Raw genomic sequence first — 17,956 nt, 5'->3', positions numbered from 1 at the left:
TATGGCGCAGGGGGTACGCAAGCGCCGCTGGGTCGGTCTTGGCCTTTTACTGGCGGTCGCTTGCGGTGGTGCGGCGATCTGGTGGCGCATGGCACATCCCCCCTTGCCACCGCTGTTCATCCCAACCCGCCTGCCAGCGCAGACACCGTGGGACCAATGGGGCGCAACCGCAGAGGGCACGCGCTATACAGCTGCGGCCCAGATCGTGCCGGGCAATGTCGGGCATCTGAAAGTCGCTTGGCGCTATTCGACCGGAGAGCTTTCGCGCCGTCCAGAGGCGATGCTGGCGAACAGCACCAGCGAAACGACGCCGATCCTTGCGGCCGGATCGCTCGTGACCTGCACCCCCTTTTCGCGGGTGATCGCGCTCGATCCAGCGACGGGGCGCGAGAAATGGACATTCGATCCGAAGATCGATCCGCGTTTCAAACTGCCGGATCAATATATCTGCCGCGGCATATCGCAATGGACCGCCCCAGACGCGCCACCGGAAACACCCTGCGCACAGCGCATCATTCTTGCCACGGTAGACATGCGGCTGATCGCGCTTGATGCCCGCAGCGGGAGGCTTTGCGACGGGTTTGGCGACAAGGGCACGGTGCGGATAGACCCGGGCAAGCTCCATCATCCCGGTGAAGTGAAGTTGGCTGCTCCGGCCGCGATTGCAGCGGGGAGCATTGTCATCGGCACCTCGGTGCTGGACAATGTGCGCGCCAATGCCCCGCGCGGCATCATCCGCGCCTATGACGTACGGAGCGGCAAGGCGCTGTGGACGTTCGACCCGATACCACAGACCGGCGGCAGCGATCGCGACTGGATGGGGGACAGCCGATCGAGAACGGGGGCCGCCAATGTCTGGTCGGTCATTTCCGCCGATACGCAGCGCGGGCTGGTGTTCCTGCCCACATCCAGCGCATCGCCGGATTATTACGGCGGCCTGCGCCCTGGTGACAACCGCCATGCGAACAGCGTCGTCGCGCTGGACGCGCGGACGGGCGCGCTGGTGTGGGCGCGGCAACTGATCCATCACGACATCTGGGATTATGATACACCTGCGCAACCCACGCTGATCGACATTCAACGCAACGGCCAGACGATCCCCGCGCTCGTCCAGCCGACCAAGCAAGGCTATGTGTTTGTTCTCGATCGCAGGACCGGCGCGCCACTGTTTCCGATAGACGAAGTGCCGGTTCCGCAAGGCGCAATGCCCGGCGAATGGCTGTCACCGACGCAGCCGCGCCCGCGCCTGCCCAAGCCGATTGTGCCGCAATCGGTAAAACCGGACGAGGCATGGGGCTTTACCCCATGGGACCGCGGCAAATGTCGCGATCTGATCGCGCGCTATCGCAGCGAAGGCTTGTTCACGCCGATTACCGCTCGCGGGACAATCACCTATCCTGCCGCTTCGGGTGGGGCGAACTGGGGCGCCGGGGCGATCGATCCGGTTCGCCAGATTTACTATATCAACTCCAGCCGTATTGCCTCGGTCATCCGTCTGCGCAAGCGGGCACCAGGCGCAGGTGGGACAGTCAAGCTGTCTGCGACCGAGGATGTGTCGCCGATGGCTGGCACACCTTATGAAGTGAAGCGCGAATGGCTGCTTTCGCCGCTGGGTGCACCTTGCACCAAACCGCCCTGGGGTGGGCTGACAGCGATCGATCTGCGCACCGGGCGGACATTATGGGACGTTCCGCTGGGCACCATCAACGACAAGGTCGCAATTCCTCTGCCTTTTGATCTCACCCTGGGTACGCCCAATATCGGCGGGCCGATCGCAACCAAAGGCGGCGTCCTCTTTATCGCGGCGACGATGGACGGCTATCTGCGGGCAATCGACATGGCCTCTGGCAAGGAACTTTGGCGCGACAGTCTGCCCGGCGGCAGCCAGACCACGCCGATGAGCTATATGGCGGGCGGACGGCAATTTGTGGTCATTGCCTCGGGCCAGCATATGTGGTTCCAGACCAAACGGTCGGACCAGATTATCGCTTATGCCTTGCCGATGAACTGATCGCCTGCATCACGTTCGGCGCGATTGGTCGATGCCTGCGCCCCGATCGCACTTGTACCAAGTAAGGCCTGCTTGTCGGCCAGCATTGTGAGATACGTGCTGCGAACAGGGTCTGTAAGAACAAGCGCCGCTGTTTTGAGGAAGTTGGCGTGCAATTCGACACGGCACTGATCGCCATCGACAGCGCCCACGGCCCAGCGATGATAGACTAGGAACTCTGTCGCCACGAACTCCTGCGCGATACGTTCCAGATCGAGATCGTCGCGGGTGTGGCCCTGCCGGATTTCCCGGTCCATCCAGTTGCGAAAGCGGTTGTAAGCGACGGACCGTAATTCGCGGATCGCATCCACACGCGGCTCCATCGAGAAATAGAAGCCGATCACGACGCGTGCATATTCAGCGTCCCGATGCATTTCCGATACCATCCAGTCTAGCTCGTCAAAGACGACATCGATGGTATAGTCGCGTTGGCGGCGGGCAATGGACGCGCGGACTTCACGCAACCGGTCCGAAACGGTCGCCAGAATCACGCCTTCCTTGTCCTCGAACAGGCGATAAAGGGTTCTGGGGGCGACTTCCGCTTCCCGGCTGAGGCGGTCAATCGTCAGCGCCTGCGTGCCGCCTTCACCCAAAATGCGATGCGCGCAATCGATGATCCGCTGGCGTCGCTCTGTCATGATGGCGCTGGTATATTTTCTGCGACGCTTTGGCGCTGCATTGCTCGTCGCAAGCGGTTCTTCGGCACTCCAACTGCTGATAGGGGATTTGGAACTGTCTGCCATTCTCGCTTCGAGAATAGTCTGCGGGCAGACAGCATTCAACTTGCAAATCAGGGCGCCCACTTCGCGCGATATCGCGATGCTGCTCTCGTACCGAAGCCCCATATAGTCGATGTACGCTGTCGCGAAAGTCGCGCATATCCTGTCCGACAGAACATTTCCGTCCAGCGGACATGGCCGGAGGCAGCGCGCACTGACATCATCCCTTCGCAGACGCGGCTAGGCCCGCCGCGCAAGCGAATATGGTATTGTTCAGAAACGGTATCGCACACCCACGGAATAAGTCCGCCCATACTCGAAATAATTGCGTATCCGATTTGATGCGCCCTCGAACTCGATCAGTTGCGCATTGGTTATGTTGAATGCGTCCGCAGTCAGCGACAGCCGGTCGGTAATGTTCAGCGAACCGGAAAGATCGATTTGCGCCCGGGACTTGACGCTCCGGTCGGCACCCGTCTGTGTACCTGCGCTCGCGAGAAAATATCCGCTGCGATAGTTGTAGGCGGCACGAAGCCCAAATCGCTCGACTTCATAATAGACGATGGCGTTGACGGTATGCTTGGATATTTCGCCGAGGCGGAATGTGCCCTTGGTCTCGAAATCGACATTCGTATAGTTGACCTGGCCGCCGAAGCCGTTCCACGGCGCGGGCAGAAAATCGAGGTTCTGCTGAACGCTCACTTCGAAACCGGAGAGGACGAAAGCATCCTGATTGGCCGTGACGTTGATGTTTACCGCGGCCCCCTGCAACACCGCAGGAAAACTACCCTGCGCCGGGGATGCATTAACCGTGCGGCAGACCCCGCTGGCGTCGGTCAAAGCGCCAAAGCCGAACCCTCCGCCATCGGACGGGCAAATCCGGGTGGTCCCTGCATAATCCGTGATCTTCTTTCGAAAGCCCATGAGCGAAATGCTGCTGCCGTTACGGTTGTACCATTCCAGCGAGATGTCGAGATTTTCGGATGTGAAGGGCTTCAGATCGGCAGCGCCAAGGCCGACCGTCACGATCTGGCCAGTGCCATCGACCGCGACGGAGCGCAGCACTGCAAAAGAGTCAACTTGCGGCCTGCGGAGCGTCTCTGTGTAGGACGTGCGCAATACCAGCGAACGGCCGAACTCGAATATCAGGTTGGCGGACGGCAACAGATTCTCATATTCGAGCGAAAGCACCTGGGGTTGACGTTGCGCCTGGGTGGCGCGCTCAGACCTTTCATAACGCACCCCCAGATTGCCACGCACCTTGATCGTGTCGCTGAGGTCCTGATCGATATCCAGCATGGCGTAGCCGCCGTATATCTTTTGCGAATTGGTATAGATCAGCGACAGTGCGGTGGAATCGAAGAAGTTGACCAGCCCTTCCGGCCCAATGAAATAGGCGTTGCCTGCGGGCACACCCGACACCGGCGTGATCGCCGCGGTGATTGCGCGCACATCAAGCTGCCCATATCCAGAAAGGTCGATGCCATCGGCCTTTCCGTTCAGATAGCTGGCACCGCCGCCAAAGATCGAATAGCCATAGAAACTGTTCGAGAGGGATGCGAGATTGGCGCCAAACAGGCCGGCGATCGATTGCGATTGATCCTGGGACTTGTCGCGATAGACCGCGCCGACCCGGATGGCGCTGAGCGGCCCCGACTGAAACGCCTTCGCGATATCCAGAGAAATGCTCAGCTCATCTTCGCTTTCATCCTGATTGCGAAAACCGCCCAGGAAGGATGCGCCTGGTCGACCCGTCGCCTGAACTTCGCGATATGTCGGCGCGATGGGCGCGCCAAATCTCTGTTGAAGATCGACGAGCTGTCCGGCTCCCGGCGTCAGCTTAAAAATGGCATCCTGGAGCTTACCTGACCCGGTGTCGATATCGACGCTGTACCCGTTGCCACCTGCCACGGCGCGTTGAATGGACTGGTAACCCTGCGTAAGGACATCGCGGGTCGCCTTCGTGTAATGGCCGGTACCGGTGACGGTCCAGTCGTCATTGGTCCATGCGAGCCTGCCGGTGATGGCACCTGTCCGAAACTTTTCGGTGAGCAGCCGTGTATCGACATTGATTTGCGGATTGACGATCCGCAGCGCGGAAATCGTGCTGCCGAAATCCCCGCTCTGTACCGGGCTGCCCAGCGCCGTGACGGTGGAAGTGCTTTGGACAGAAACGAGAAACTCGTTCTGGTCCGCATCGGAACGGAAATCATTGTAGAAACCAAGAATCTCGGCCGTGAGGCTGTCGCTTGGCCGCCATTCCAGCCCGAACGAACCCGACAGGGAATCGCTTTTGATCCGCTGATTGGGCAACCGCACTTCACGGGGGCGCAGAATATCATCCGTATTGTCGGTCGGTGTCGTCGCGCCCGCGATACGATCGTAGGTATTCACTTGGAAATTATCGATACGAAAGTTGCTCGACTTATAGCCGAACGCACCACGAATGGCCAAGACGTCAGGCACAATCTGATACGCTGCCGTTACCGCACCGCCCGGGGCTATTTTCTGCGTGAGTTCCTCATAAGTGCCATCCACGCTGACGGCGAGGCCCTGTTTCGCGTCCATGGCGCTACCGGTACGGAGATTGATCAACCCGCTCAGCCCGCCGGTCAATTGGTCGGCGCCTTGCGCCTTGATAACGTCAATGCCGCTGAAGACTTCGGACCGGACTGTACCATAAGAAAAATTGGAGACATCGGGGCTGGCAAGATACTGGCCATTGATCAGCGTCTGCGCAAAGTCGCCGGGCAAACCGCGAATGGATACCGTACCCTGACGACGGTTCGCGCTTCGGTTGATCTGAACGCCTGGCACACGCTGAAGCGACTCCGCCAGATTAAGGTCAGGCAACTTGCCTATGCCTTCGGAAGAGATCGAGTCGACGATGATGGACGAGGCGCGCTTTGTCGCAAGTGCATCTTCCAGACTGCGCCTGGTACCCGTAATAACAATGTCTTGGGACGAATCGCCTTCTGTCTGCGCGGCATCTGACCCCGCGGCCGGGTCCGGCTGGATTGCCTGGCTCTCGGCACTTTGTTGCGCCGAAGCCAGTGCAGGCATGATCAGGGCATGAACCGCCACCCCCGCAGTCAGCACTGTACAAAGTCGGCGCGCCCTCACCTTCAGCATCATCAATCCCCTTAAACGCAGGCCAGTTCAGCTAGCTCGCCGCTATTGTCTTACAACTGTTGATAGTTGTCAATATTGATTAGGCAATTGCGAGGGATTTGATGCGAGAAGGCGCTTTCCATAAAAATGCTGCATGATGACAAGGGCCGTTGGGTGGAGCAGGGCCAGGGTGGCGAACACGGGCACGTAACCGAATGCCTCGATGAATGCGCCGACCCCCGCGTTGAACGCGGCCGCACCGATCGTGCCGAAGAAGCTTATGATCCCGACCGCAGAGCCAACCTGATTTTTTGGGAACAGGTCCGCCATCAGAATATTCGACATCGCCAGCCAGGTGAATGCCATGAAATAGGTGGTCGCGAACAGGCCGATGACGATCCACACATTGTTCACAAAGGGAATCACGAAAATCAGCGGGGCGAGGATCGTCGTCGCCTGCATGATCCGTATTCGACTGCGCGCGGGCGTCCAGCCCCGGGCAATCAGGCGGTCGGATATGGCAGCGACCACGAAAGTCAGCATCACCGACAGAAGCGGCGGTATCCACAGCAGCTTGCCGACGTCAGCGAGGGAGAGGTTCATGCGCTCCTGCAAATAGCCGGCCTGCCAATATTGGAAAAAGAACCACACAGGATCACTGATGACGCGCGCGAGCAGCACACCCCAAAGCATCGGATTTTTCAGAAGCGCAACGAAACCCACCTTGCGTTGCGTATTTGCAGGTTCAGCGCCGCTGGACCGATATTGCGGCGGGTTCCGGTCGGCAAACCACCACAAAATGGCAAACAGTAATCCCGCAACGCCTGGCACCACAAAGCTTGCGCGCCAGCCATAAGCGATCGCCAGGCCGGCAATAAGGGGCGGAGAAATAATGGCTCCCATCGTCTGGAGCGGATTTTTGATCGCATAGACCGTCGCGAGCCGGTCCCGCGGGAACCAGTTGACGAGGGCAAAAATCGTCGCGGGCAGCAGCCCCGCTTCCGCGGCACCCAGCACGGCTCTCCACGCGACAAGTTCATAAAAGCTCCGGGAGAGGCCTGCCCCCAGGGTAGCGAGCGACCATATCACGACAAAGACCGTCAGCGGACCACGACTGCCCCATCGATCGACGATCCTGCCGCAGATGATGTAGAAGATGGCATAAGGCACCATGAACGCTGTCACCAGCAGGGAATATTCGGCATCTCCGACGCCAAACTCCCCCTTCAGCGTTGTCTTGAGCACTGACACGGCATTTCGATCGATCATGCCGAGCGCATAATCCACCGTCATCAATGCCAGGACCCACCATGCGCCAAGCGGAATGGTGCGCAACGCGGTCGCGCCTGCCAACCCGCTTTCGCTCGGGGATTTGCCTGCCTTGCCTGTCACCGGCATCTGCCCTGCCGAATGCGCTTAGCGGCTTGCGCAGGCACCGTTGGTCGGCGTGCGGTCATGGTGTCCCCAGCTTGTCATTTCGAACATTAGGTATTACAAATTAAGCGATATGACCGACAAATCAAATCATTTCTGTGCGGCCCTGCTGGATCGGCCGGGAAAGGCGTATTGGTGGTGATGGAACGGGTATCGACCAAATCAAAGGACGGAAAAATGACGCTTGAGACTAATTCCTCAAAGCGACGTCAGATACGCACCGGTGTTGGCAATCACCGCAACGCGCTAGGCAGCAACGCCTTCAAAGACCCGCTGCATGGCATTTTTCAGATGCGTCCGCATCGCCTCCCGCGCCGAATCCGGTGCGTTGGCCATGATGGCATCATAGACCGCAACATGCTCGGCATGCAGCATCGCCAACCGATCGGGTGTCCGCACCGCCATGAAACTGGGCGTGATGCCCATCGCGGTTATGACGCTTTCCCTCAGCTTCTCAAGCGTACCGACAAAAAACCGGTTGCCGGATGCCTTGGCGACCGCAAGATGAAAGGCAAAGTCATCCTCGGTGTCCATCCGCAATTCTTCGGAATCCCGTTGCAGGCGGGTGATCGCGGCAATCAGGTCGTGACGATCCTCCGGAACCCCCAAGGCGGCGTGGTAAGCCGCTTCGCCCTCGAAACTGATGCGAAACTCCAGGCAACGCCGCATATCGGCAATGGAAGTCAAAGGTGCCTCGCCTCTGACTTCCGGCTTGCGCTGGACGTAGGTCCCCGATCCGCGTCGGGAAACAACCACACCTGCATCGCGCAACCGCGCAAGTGCTTCCCGGACGACAGGTCGGGAAACGCCGAGCATTTCGGAAAACTCTTTCTCGGTCGGCATGCGGGTATCGACGGCATATTCACCCGACCGGATACGGCCCGCTATCTTGGCGTAGACGAGATCGCCGAGTTTTACCGAGCTGGCGTCAGTCTGATTCATGTCTCTTCCCAGTTAACGTCTGGCGTGCGTACTGTAAATGGCGCTTGCCTGACAACTCTCGATCGGGCGATCAACGACAACCAAGGACATCGATGATGCGCGTGTTGATTACTGGCGCGGCAGGCAGGATCGGTCGGACATTGAGCGCCGGACTGCATGATGATTTCGACCTGCGGCTGACCGACATCGTTGCTCCCCATGACCATGCCTTTGCAGAGTCAATCGTCATCTGCAATCTCGCGGAGGACGCGCTTGGAGCGTTATGCGCGGATGTCGATGCGATCATTCATCTGGCCGGACATCCCAATTCAAGAGACTGGGACATTGTCGAAGCCGACAATCTGCGCGCATCCCGGCGCCTTATCGTCGCAGCGGGAGAAGCCGGTATACGGCGGTTCCTGTTTGCCAGTTCGATTCATGTCGTGGGCTTTCTGCCCGCCGATGCGCCTTTTACGGATGATGCCGCCTATCACCCCGACAGCCCATATGGCGTCACCAAGGCGGCGACTGAAATCATTCTTCGCTATGCATCTCAGCAATATGGCTTTGGCGCGGTTGCGTTGCGCATTTGCAGCTTCAGGCATCAGCCCAGCAATGTGCGGGAACTGGCGACCTGGATCAGTCCGGCCGATACGGTGCGTCTTTTCAAGGCGGCCTTATGTAGCAATATCGACGGGTTTTCGACAGCCTGGGGCCTTTCCAGGAACAGCCGCGCCAGAGTGGTCGGCACGGCATGGCAACGATTAGGCTATGAACCCGAAGATGACGCAGAACAGTTTGCACACCTCATCGAAAACCCGAACGCGCCAATCGCAGGCGTATCCGAGTGGCCGCTGCTAGGCGGTGCGTTCGCCCTGTCCGACCTTGCCCGGTCGCTGGATTTGAAATAGCTTTGGGCACTGCGCGGCCCGGTGGAATCCCAACGGAAAGTTTGTGTGAACAGTTGGGTGTCAGAGGAATATGGATCGAGGGCGTTTTACCGATATAATGTCGGCCGAGTTGTCAGTATTTGACAAATGGCGTTTCGTCGTTTGTTGACTGCCATCGATTTCCAGAGCAAGCTAGAGATATCAGCGGGAGTGTGGGATGATTGATCGGCGTTTGGTGCTTGGCGGCTTGGCCGCTTCATTCGGGGCGTCGCTGTTCGCGCCGCTTGCACGGGCTGAGGCCGCAGGCGCGACAATCTCTCATAAACCACCCGCTGAACGGCTGTTTTCTGCCGAACAACGGGCACTTCTTGCCGAAGTTAGCGAACGGATCATGCCCACGACCGACACGCCAGGCGCCAAGGCTGCGGCTGTTCCGGATTATATCGAGCAATTGCTTTTCCAATGGGCGGCGGACAGTGACAAACAACTCGTTGTCGCCGGACTGGACGCCATCGATGCGCAGGCGCGCGCGGATCATGCCATGCCGGGGCAGGCACTGAGCGGTGAACAGCTTGACGCGCTGCTCACGCGGGCCATGAACGGGCAGATTTGCGACCCAGCTTTCTTTCCCGCACTGAAGCAGATGGTGCTCTTCGGCTATTACACATCGGAAATCGGCGTCACCGTCGAGCGCGTATATCTGCCGGTGCCCGGCACCTACGATGGCGGATACCCCTATGCAAAGGTCGGTCGGATCATGGTCGGCTAAGGCATCGACAACGCAGCGCATACAGCTTTCGGCGGAATTGGACAGGCAGAATGGCAACAACGGATCGATTTGATGCAATCGTGGTGGGGTCGGGGGTCAGCGGCGGCTGGGCGGCCAAGGAACTCACCGAAAAAGGGCTTAACGTGCTGTTGCTCGATCGCGGTGTCATGGTCGAACATGGCAGCTATGATTACGAGGGCAAGCCCCCGTTCGAAATACCGGCCCGCGACAAGATGCCGGTTAACGAGCGTGATCAGGACTATTTCATATCACAGCATGGCTATGTGACGCCCGCCACCAAGAAACATTACAACAACGACCGGCTCAATCCCTACGCTTATGATGAGGGGCAGAAGTTCTACTGGATTCGTCCAGGTGCCGTCGGTGGCAAGTCGCTCATATGGGGGCGCTGGTCGTTCCGCTTCTCGCCGCTGGATTTTGAAGCGAACAAACGCGACGGCTACGGCATCGATTGGCCGATCCGATATGATGACCTCGTACCGTGGTATAGCTATGTTGAGCGCTATGCCGGTATTTCCGGTTCCCGCGAAAACCTGCCTCATCTACCCGACAGCGATTTCCAGCCACCGATGCCGATGAATGTCGCAGAATCCTGGGTCAAGGAACGGCTGGAGAAGCAATTCCCCGGTCGCAAGCTCATTCACACCCGCCTGTCGAACATGACCGAGGACAAGCCGGATCAGGGTCGTTCGAAATGTCAGTTTCGCAATCAGTGCAGCCGAGGTTGCTCGTTCGGCGCGTATTTCTCCAGCCAGGCCGTGACGTTACCGGCAGCGCAAGCCACCGGGAGGCTGACGCTTCGTTCGGATGTTGCAGTTACCAATCTGATTTACGACCGCCAGCGCAAACGCGCCACAGGGGTTCGATTGATCGATACGCGGACAGGCAAAGCAGAGGAAGTGACGGCCCGGCTTATCATGCTGGGGGCATCAACGATCGGCACAGTGCAGATCCTGCTCAATTCGCGTCCCGACGGTGCCGACCGCAGCCATTTCGATAGCAGCGGAACCTTGGGCGGCTATGTGATGGACCATATTTTCCGCGTCGGCGCGACCGGTGACGTTCCCGCCCATGGCGATCTGATCGAATATGGCCGTCGCCCCGGCGGCATTTACATTCCGCGCTTCCGCAATCTTGATGATGAAGATCAGCCCGGATTCACTCGCGGATACGGCTATCAGGGCAGTGCGCGGCGAGAGCCCGTCGTCGCCGATGGATTTGGCGCGGACATGAAGCACAAGATGCGCGAATATGGCCCATGGCGCATGAACATCGGGGCATGGGGCGAATGCCTGCCCTATGAGGATAATCGTATCACGCTTCATCCTGACAAGAAGGACAGGTTTGGTGTGCCATTGGCGAAGTTCAACGTAACGTTCCGCGACAATGAACTGAAAATGATGGCCGATGCGCGCAAGGAAGCTGAAGCAATGCTGCGCGGGGCCGGCCTGGTCAACATATCGTCCTATGCAAGAGAGCATGTGCCGGGCGACTGCATTCACGAAATGGGCGGCGCCCGCATGGGAGCCGATCCGCGTCAGTCCGTGGTCGACAAATACAGCCGATTGCATGATGCGCAGAACGTCTATGTCGTCGATGGCGCGCAGATGGCGTCGATTTCATGCGTCAATCCGTCGCTGACTTTCATGGCGCTATCGGCACGTGCATCCGATCATGCAGTTAAAGCCCTGAAAGCAGGCGCAATCTGACAATCAAGGGCACAACGAGCGCATGACGAACTTTCCTTTGCCGAACGTCGATCGTCGCCGTGCCCTTGGCATGGCCGGTGGCATGGCGATCGGCACGATGTTGCCTGCGTCGGCGACTGCGGCCTCCCCTGCCCGCTCCGCCCTGTCGCCGTGGGCGGTGAATGTCGATACCTGGTGGAAAGACCAGCCTCTAGAGCGGCGGATCGACAGAGCGGCTGCCCTGGGCTTCGATAAAATCGAAATCTGGGGCGTGGACGCTCCTGAGCGGGATGCCAAGGCGATTGCCCGTCAGTGCCGGGACGCAGGACTGGCTATCGTTCAGTATACCGCTACCGCCAAAAGGCTGGCCGATCCCGGTCTTTCCCAGGCTCAGTACCTTAACGATGTACGCCGGACCTTGGACCTGGGCACGATCCTTGATTCGCGGATGACGACGGTGGTCGGCCATCAGGCGATCGAGGGGGTTGACCGGGCAACCGCGCTCGATCGCTACAGGGAACGGCTGGCCATCGCCGCCCCGCTGGCGCAACAGGCTGGCGTCACATTGATTGTCGAGCCTTTCAATCCACGCGATCACTTGGGCTTCTTTCTCTATGGATCGGAAGATGCCCTCAACATCATGCGCGCCATCGGCAGCCCGGCGCTCAAGATCAACTGGGATCTGTTTCACATGCAGCGGGCGGAGGGCGATCTGATCGACCGGTTTCGCAAGGGGATCGATCAGATCGCCTATGTACAGATCGGGGACTCGCCGGGACGCAACGAACCGGGGACGGGCGAGGTGGATTTCGGCCGCGTTCTCGGCGCAGTTCGGGAAGCGGGCTATGCCGGTCCCATCGGGCTGGAGTTTTTCCCGACCAAGGGGAAGCCCGACGACACTTTGCGTGAGGAATTGGAGACGCTGGCCATGCGGCTCGATCGCTCGACGGCGCGGACGGAAGTGCGCAAATGAAGGGGCCTGCGATCTTCCTTGCGCAATTCATGTCCGATGAAGCGCCCTTCGACACACTGGCCTCCGCAGCGAAGTGGATGGCCGACGCAGGCTATCTGGGCGTGCAGATACCGACATGGGACAGCCGCTGCTTCGACCTGGCGACAGCGGCCGCCAGCCAAGATTACTGTGATGAAGTAGTCGGCGTCTGTCGTGAGGCAGGTGTCGAGGTGACGGAATTGTCCACGCATCTGCAAGGGCAACTGGTCGCGGTCCATCCGGCCTATGATACGGCATTCGACGGCTTTGCACCGATGGCTGTGCGCGGCAATCCGGCCGCGCGGCAGCAATGGGCGGTGGAACAGCTGCATCTTGCCGCGCGTGCCAGCCGCCGTCTTGGCCTTCAGGCGCATGCTACCTTTTCCGGTGCGCTAGCCTGGCCCTATCTCTATCCATGGCCGCAACGTCCTGCCGGACTGGTCGAGGAAGCCTTTGGCGAACTGGCGCGCCGCTGGCGGCCGATCCTGGATGCGTTCGACGATCAGGGCGTTGACCTCGCTTACGAAATTCATCCGGGCGAGGATTTGCACGACGGCGTCACGTTCGAAAGATTCCTCGCCGGAGTCGATAACCATCCGCGCGCGACCATCCTCTATGATCCCAGCCATTATGTATTGCAGGCTTTGGACTATCTGCAATTCATCGACATCTATCATGACCGCATTCGCATGTTTCACGTCAAGGATGCCGAGTTGAACCCCACGGGACGATCGGGCGTATATGGCGGATTTCAAAACTGGGTTGACCGGCCCGGCCGCTTCCGGTCGCTGGGTGACGGTCAAGTCGATTTCAAAGGCATTTTCTCGCGCCTGACGCAATATGGCTATTCCGGCTGGGCAGTGCTCGAATGGGAATGCTGCCTAAAACATCCCGAGGATGGGGCACGGGAAGGCGCGCCTTTCATAGCAGCGCATATGATCCGGCCACCGGCACGCGCGTTCGACGATTTCGCCAGCGGCAGTGATCCGGCGGTCAACCGCAAGCTGCTCGGTCTCGATTGAACCGGCCGTCAGCCGGCCGGATATGCCGTCAGTCAGAAGGAATGCAGAAAAGAACATGACCAACGCCACCCCAGCCTATGACCGGGCGCGATTGTTCTGGTTGAGCGTCCTCGCGCTTTTCACCGCCGCGGCCAGCCTGGCGCTTCGCGGCGCTATTGCGAGCAGCCTGAAGGCAGAGTGGATCGATCCCGTGGCCCCTCTCCAGGCGGGCCAGTTGATCGCGGGGGCATTGGGCGCGGCGTTTCTCGGCTTTGCGATAACGTTGCTGGTGACCAGCGCCCTGCTGGACCAGATCGGCATGCGGCGGATGTTGCTGGGGAGCGGATCGTGCTTCGTGGCGGGAACGCTTGCCATCGTCCTGGCTGGCACCGTTACCAGCGGCTCCGGCATCTATGCGGTGGTATGGGGTGGCATGCTGCTCAGCGGCATCGGCTGGGGTCTTGCGGAAGCGTCGATCAACCCGCTGACGGCGCAACTATATCCGCAGGATGCGACGCATCGGCTCAACGTGCTGCATGCCTGGTTCCCAGGCGGCATCATCATCGGAGGGTTGACCGGTTTCTTTCTCTCTGAAATCCTGCCCTGGCAAGGGATCATGGCACTTGTGATTGCCCCCGCCCTCGCCGTGATCGCGATCGCAGCAACCACCCGCTTCCCCCCTCCCCTGAACGCGACGACCGGGGTCAGCTTCGGCGCCATGCTGAGCGAGGTGTTTCGTCGCCCCAGTTTCTTCATATGGTTTGCCGCAATGTTCCTGACCGCCGCGTCGGAACTGGCGCCGGGCCAATGGATCGACGTCGCCCTCACCAATCGCGTGGGCATGCGCGGAATACTCCTGCTGGTCTACGTCAATGCGCTGATGTTCGTGTTTCGCCACTTCGCCGGACGACTGGCCAACCGCATTTCCAATCCTGGCCTACTCTGGTTGTCCAGCCTGCTCGCCATGGCCGGTCTCTTCATGCTGTCTCGCGCCCAGTCTCCTGCCGCGGCGATCGCCGCTTCGACAGTCTGGGGTCTTGGCGTCTGCGTGATGTGGCCGACGATGATCGCCTCGGTTGCGGAACGCTATCCGCGCGGCGGCGGTTGGGCGATGGGTCTGCTCGGGTCGGCGGGCGCTCTCTCAAGTTACATTGTCCTGCCCTATCTGGGGACAATGTATGATGAGGCGAAAATCGAATTTGCCGGTGGTCCGGAGGCGTTCGCCCGGTTAACCGGTGCGGCAAGGCTGGCCGTGGAAGATGCAGCCGCGTCGCTCTCCTTCGTACGATTGGCCGTGTTGCCTGCGGTGCTGCTGGCGGTGTTCGGGCTGATCGTGCTGCGTGAACGCGGCAAGACCCGCGCGCAACTGGCAGGCGAAGCGGGATGAGAGTCGGCAGACGTACTATTCTGGCTGCGGGCGTGGGCGCTATCGCCGGAATGGCGATATCGGAATCCGCCGCGGCGTCTCCAGCCGACGGTTTTGCGCTAGACTTCGCGCCCCATCAGGGCAGCTTTGCCAGCCGCGGCACAGTCCTCGAGCAGATTGCCTATGCGGCTGAGCAGGGGTTCAGGGCATGGGAGGACAATGAGGCGGCGCGCCGCTCTGTCGCCGAGCAGGAGGCCATGGCCCGTGCGCTTTCGCAGCATGGGATGACCATGGGTGTTTTCGTCGCTTCAATGCCACGCTGGAAGGAGTTCCAGCCCGTTCTGGGCGGCGATGACGATAGCGCACGTGACGCCTTTCTCACCGATATACGCGCGGCTGTCGATGTCGCGAAGCGATTGAACGCCAGATGGACGACGGTGGTGCCGGGTTTCCTCGATCCCCGCCTGCCTGTCGATATCCAGCAAGCCCGCATCATCGACGTGCTGCGCCGTGCCGCCGATATCATGGCGCCGCATGGTATCGTCATGGTTATGGAACCACTCAATACCCGTACCAATCACCCCCGCGTATTCCTGCAGACCATTGCCCAGGGCTATGCGCTGGCTGTCGCGGTCAACGACCCGTCGGTCAAGATACTGGCGGACCTGTATCACGAGCAGATCCAGTCCGGGAACCTGATCCCGACGCTCGATCAATGCTGGGACGAGATTGCCTATCTGCAATTCGGCGACAATCCCGGTCGCAAGGAACCCGGCACCGGCGAAATCAACTATGCGATCATCTGCAAATGGCTGAAAGAAAAGGGCTTTGCCGGAGTGATCGGGATGGAGCATGGCAACTCGGCGGGCGGTCGCGCGGGTGAGGACAGGCTGATCGCCGCCTATCGCGCGATAAACCCGATATGATGTCTGACGACCGGAACAGCAGGCCGATGAAGGAGACAAGGGTGGCGCGCTGGACAATTGCAATGGTAACGCTGACCGTAATCAGCAGCGCCGTCGCCGCGCAGGAAAAGCCAGGTTTTTGCGACACGCCGATCCTGCCCGACGGCAAATGGCGTGTCCATGATGCCGATCGCCCCGCGCCGCCGGTAGTGACGCCGGGAACAGTCGCCGCTGCGCCATCGGACGCCACGATATTGTTCGACGGCCGATCGCTTGATGCCTGGACGGCGACGGGTGCGCCCTGGCCCATTGCCGATGGCGCATTTTCCGTTCCGGCACGGACGGCCGGGGGACGAGAAAGCACCCTCGTCAGCAAACAGGCATTTGGCGACGTGCAGTTGCATCTTGAGTTCCGGTCGCCGAACCCGCCGGAAAAAAGCTCGCAGGACCGGGGCAACAGCGGGATCTGGTTCATGCAGCGTTATGAAGTGCAGATTCTGGATGGCTATCGCAATCCGACTTATGCCGATGGCACGGTCGGCGCGATTTACGGGTGGAAGCCGCCTCTGGTGAACGCAGCGCGGCCACCCGGCGAATGGCAAAGCTATGACATAGTGTTCGAGCGGCCACGTTTCGGGGCCGATGGCACGCTGGTTCGCCCCGCCTATGTGACCGTTTTTCTCAACGGTGTGCTGGTCCAAAATCGCCAGCGCATGCTCGGCGCTACCGTTTGGCGAAAGGTCGCGACCTATGTTCCGCATGGCGATGCGGCACCCATCCAGTTGCAGGATCATGACTCACCCGTATCGTTCCGCAACATCTGGGTGCGCCCGCTTGCACTGGAGGAAGCCGAATGACGTCTCGCCCGGCAAAACTTCGCTACGGCATGGCGGGCGGCGGCGAAGGCGCATTCATCGGTGCGGTGCATCGTATCGCGGCGGCGATGGACGGCGACTGGGAACTGGTTTGCGGCGCGTTCAGCAGCGATGGTGACCGCAACCGGCGCAGTGCCGATTCGCTGCGCATCGGCGCTGGCCGGGCCTATGCCTCCGTCGAAGCGATGCTGGCGGGCGAAAATCAGCTTCCACCCGACGAGCGGATGGAAGCCGTAGTCATCGTCACGCCCAACCATTTGCACAAGCCGACCGCCGTGGCCGCTCTTGATGCCGGATTTCACGTGCTGTCGGAGAAGCCGATGGCGCTCGACCTGACCGAGGCACTGGAGATCGAGGCCGCCGTCGTCCGAACGAACAGGCTCTATGGCCTCGCCTTCACCTACAGCGGCTATCCCATGGTGGCCGAAGCCCGCGCGCGCATTGCCAGCGGAGAACTGGGCCGCATTCGCCTGGTGGAGGTTGCCTATATTCAAGGGTGGCTGAGTGAGGCGATCGACGCTGACGGGCACAAACAGGCCGACTGGCGTACCGACCCGGCCCGCGCGGGTTTAGGGGGTTGCCTGGGCGATATCGGCACCCATGCCTTTCAACTGGCGGAACATATCTCGGGCCTCACGGTCGAAGCGGTCAGCGCGGACCTCAACATTCATGTCCCGGGGCGTAGGCTGGATGACGACGTATCCGCGCTGTTGCGCCTGCAAGGCGGCGCGACCGGCGTGCTGCGCGCCAGTCAGGTCGCCACCGGCGTCGAGAATGATCTTACCATCCGTATATTCGGAGACCGTGGCGGCATGGAATGGCACCAGATGGAACCGAACAGCCTGATCGTTCGATGGCCTGATCGACCTTTTGAAATTGTGCGGACCGGCGGGGCCGGGGTTGGACCTTCAAGTACCGCTCGCCAGCGTGTACCCGCCGGACATCCGGAGGGCTATCTCGAAGCGTTCGCCAATCTCTATCGTCGCTTTGCACAGACGGTTCGATCCGGCGGCACGACACCGCCGCCCATCGATACGCCGGAATGGTTTCCCGGTATCGCCGACGGCATCCGGACGATGACATTCGTTCAGGCGGCTGTTGCCAATCACAGAAGCACTGAAAAATGGACACAACTCGCCGAAGTAGAGCAACGGGCGCGTCAGCAGCTTGCTGAACGCGATACACAACGTCGTGCGCCATGACGCAAAAATCCTG

Annotated in this window: 14 protein-coding genes; 10 read left to right on the top strand and 4 right to left on the bottom strand. The window is 60.1% G+C overall.

Annotation, left to right across the window (positions count from 1 at the left end):
* The first annotated feature begins 1 nt into the window (after position 1).
* Positions 2–2,011 carry a pyrroloquinoline quinone-dependent dehydrogenase gene (locus tag ENE74_RS08900; protein ID WP_241241900.1) on the top strand — a complete coding sequence of 670 codons (2,010 nt, stop codon included), beginning with the start codon at positions 2–4 and terminating at the stop codon, positions 2,009–2,011.
* Here the strand turns inward: ENE74_RS08900 and ENE74_RS08895 are convergent.
* The 4 genes from ENE74_RS08895 to ENE74_RS08880 form a co-directional block, all read right to left on the bottom strand.
* Positions 1,990–2,793, bottom strand: coding sequence for a TetR/AcrR family transcriptional regulator (locus ENE74_RS08895; RefSeq protein ID WP_127690482.1), 804 nt, complete (start codon positions 2,791–2,793; stop codon positions 1,990–1,992). The two genes, ENE74_RS08900 and ENE74_RS08895, sit on opposite strands and share 22 nt — an antisense overlap.
* A 249-nt stretch (positions 2,794–3,042) precedes the next feature.
* Positions 3,043–5,832: a TonB-dependent receptor gene (locus tag ENE74_RS08890; RefSeq protein WP_164847421.1), complete on the bottom strand. Its 2,790-nt coding sequence runs from the start codon at positions 5,830–5,832 to the stop codon at positions 3,043–3,045.
* 138 nt (positions 5,833–5,970) lie between these two features.
* Positions 5,971–7,272, bottom strand: a complete 1,302-nt coding sequence (locus tag ENE74_RS08885) for an MFS transporter (RefSeq protein WP_164847420.1) — start codon at positions 7,270–7,272, stop codon at positions 5,971–5,973.
* Between the two features lie 288 nt (positions 7,273–7,560).
* Entirely contained in the window at positions 7,561–8,256 is a 696-nt protein-coding gene (locus ENE74_RS08880; protein ID WP_127690479.1) for a FadR/GntR family transcriptional regulator, read from the bottom strand.
* A gap of 92 nt (positions 8,257–8,348) precedes the next feature.
* On the opposite strand from ENE74_RS08880, the gene ENE74_RS08875 reads away from it, so the two are divergent.
* From ENE74_RS08875 to ENE74_RS08835, 9 genes are all read left to right on the top strand, one after another.
* On the top strand, positions 8,349–9,146 hold the full coding sequence (locus tag ENE74_RS08875; protein ID WP_127690478.1) for an NAD-dependent epimerase/dehydratase family protein: 798 nt from the start codon (positions 8,349–8,351) through the stop codon (positions 9,144–9,146).
* A gap of 196 nt (positions 9,147–9,342) precedes the next feature.
* Positions 9,343–9,894 (top strand): gluconate 2-dehydrogenase subunit 3 family protein, encoded by a 552-nt coding sequence (locus tag ENE74_RS08870; protein WP_127690477.1) that lies wholly within the window; start codon positions 9,343–9,345, stop codon positions 9,892–9,894.
* Positions 9,895–9,944: 50 nt separating this feature from the next.
* Positions 9,945–11,624 (top strand): GMC oxidoreductase, encoded by a 1,680-nt coding sequence (locus ENE74_RS08865; protein WP_127690476.1) that lies wholly within the window; start codon positions 9,945–9,947, stop codon positions 11,622–11,624.
* 22 nt (positions 11,625–11,646) lie between these two features.
* A complete protein-coding gene (locus ENE74_RS08860; RefSeq protein ID WP_127690475.1) occupies positions 11,647–12,576 on the top strand; it encodes a TIM barrel protein in 930 nt (309 codons plus the stop codon).
* Positions 12,573–13,616, top strand: coding sequence for a sugar phosphate isomerase/epimerase family protein (locus tag ENE74_RS08855; protein WP_127690474.1), 1,044 nt, complete (start codon positions 12,573–12,575; stop codon positions 13,614–13,616). The genes ENE74_RS08860 and ENE74_RS08855 overlap by 4 nt, the downstream gene beginning before the upstream one ends.
* Before the next feature lie 55 nt (positions 13,617–13,671).
* Complete coding sequence (locus tag ENE74_RS08850; protein WP_127690473.1) at positions 13,672–14,982, top strand: MFS transporter; 1,311 nt, start codon at positions 13,672–13,674, stop codon at positions 14,980–14,982.
* The gene (locus tag ENE74_RS08845; protein ID WP_127690472.1) at positions 14,979–15,887 is read left to right on the top strand and encodes a hydroxypyruvate isomerase family protein; all 909 of its coding nucleotides are present in this window, start codon (positions 14,979–14,981) and stop codon (positions 15,885–15,887) included. Before ENE74_RS08850 ends, ENE74_RS08845 begins: the two co-directional genes overlap by 4 nt.
* A 41-nt stretch (positions 15,888–15,928) precedes the next feature.
* Complete coding sequence (locus ENE74_RS08840) at positions 15,929–16,723, top strand: 3-keto-disaccharide hydrolase (protein ID WP_241241898.1); 795 nt, start codon at positions 15,929–15,931, stop codon at positions 16,721–16,723.
* Positions 16,720–17,943 (top strand): Gfo/Idh/MocA family protein, encoded by a 1,224-nt coding sequence (locus tag ENE74_RS08835; protein WP_127690471.1) that lies wholly within the window; start codon positions 16,720–16,722, stop codon positions 17,941–17,943. The genes ENE74_RS08840 and ENE74_RS08835 overlap by 4 nt, the downstream gene beginning before the upstream one ends.
* Positions 17,944–17,956: the final 13 nt, after the last annotated feature.

Source organism: Sphingobium algorifonticola (assembly GCF_004005485.1).
GTDB classification, from domain to species: domain Bacteria; phylum Pseudomonadota; class Alphaproteobacteria; order Sphingomonadales; family Sphingomonadaceae; genus Sphingobium; species Sphingobium algorifonticola.
This window is presented reverse-complemented; position numbering and strand designations above follow the sequence as displayed.

Bases quoted from the DNA above. Each gene is read 5' to 3' on its own strand.
- ENE74_RS08850 (WP_127690473.1), top strand. From the start codon at position 13,672: ATGACCAACGCCACCCCAGCCTATGACCGGGCGCGATTGTTCTGGTTG.
- ENE74_RS08895 (WP_127690482.1), bottom strand. From the start codon at position 2,793: ATGGCAGACAGTTCCAAATCCCCTATCAGCAGTTGGAGTGCCGAAGAA.
- ENE74_RS08880 (WP_127690479.1), bottom strand. From the start codon at position 8,256: ATGAATCAGACTGACGCCAGCTCGGTAAAACTCGGCGATCTCGTCTAC.
- ENE74_RS08890 (WP_164847421.1), bottom strand. From the start codon at position 5,832: ATGCCTGCACTGGCTTCGGCGCAACAAAGTGCCGAGAGCCAGGCAATC.
- ENE74_RS08835 (WP_127690471.1), top strand. From the start codon at position 16,720: ATGACGTCTCGCCCGGCAAAACTTCGCTACGGCATGGCGGGCGGCGGC.
- ENE74_RS08875 (WP_127690478.1), top strand. From the start codon at position 8,349: ATGATGCGCGTGTTGATTACTGGCGCGGCAGGCAGGATCGGTCGGACA.
- ENE74_RS08900 (WP_241241900.1), top strand. From the start codon at position 2: ATGGCGCAGGGGGTACGCAAGCGCCGCTGGGTCGGTCTTGGCCTTTTA.
- ENE74_RS08845 (WP_127690472.1), top strand. From the start codon at position 14,979: ATGAGAGTCGGCAGACGTACTATTCTGGCTGCGGGCGTGGGCGCTATC.
- ENE74_RS08865 (WP_127690476.1), top strand. From the start codon at position 9,945: ATGGCAACAACGGATCGATTTGATGCAATCGTGGTGGGGTCGGGGGTC.
- ENE74_RS08860 (WP_127690475.1), top strand. From the start codon at position 11,647: ATGACGAACTTTCCTTTGCCGAACGTCGATCGTCGCCGTGCCCTTGGC.
- ENE74_RS08855 (WP_127690474.1), top strand. From the start codon at position 12,573: ATGAAGGGGCCTGCGATCTTCCTTGCGCAATTCATGTCCGATGAAGCG.
- ENE74_RS08870 (WP_127690477.1), top strand. From the start codon at position 9,343: ATGATTGATCGGCGTTTGGTGCTTGGCGGCTTGGCCGCTTCATTCGGG.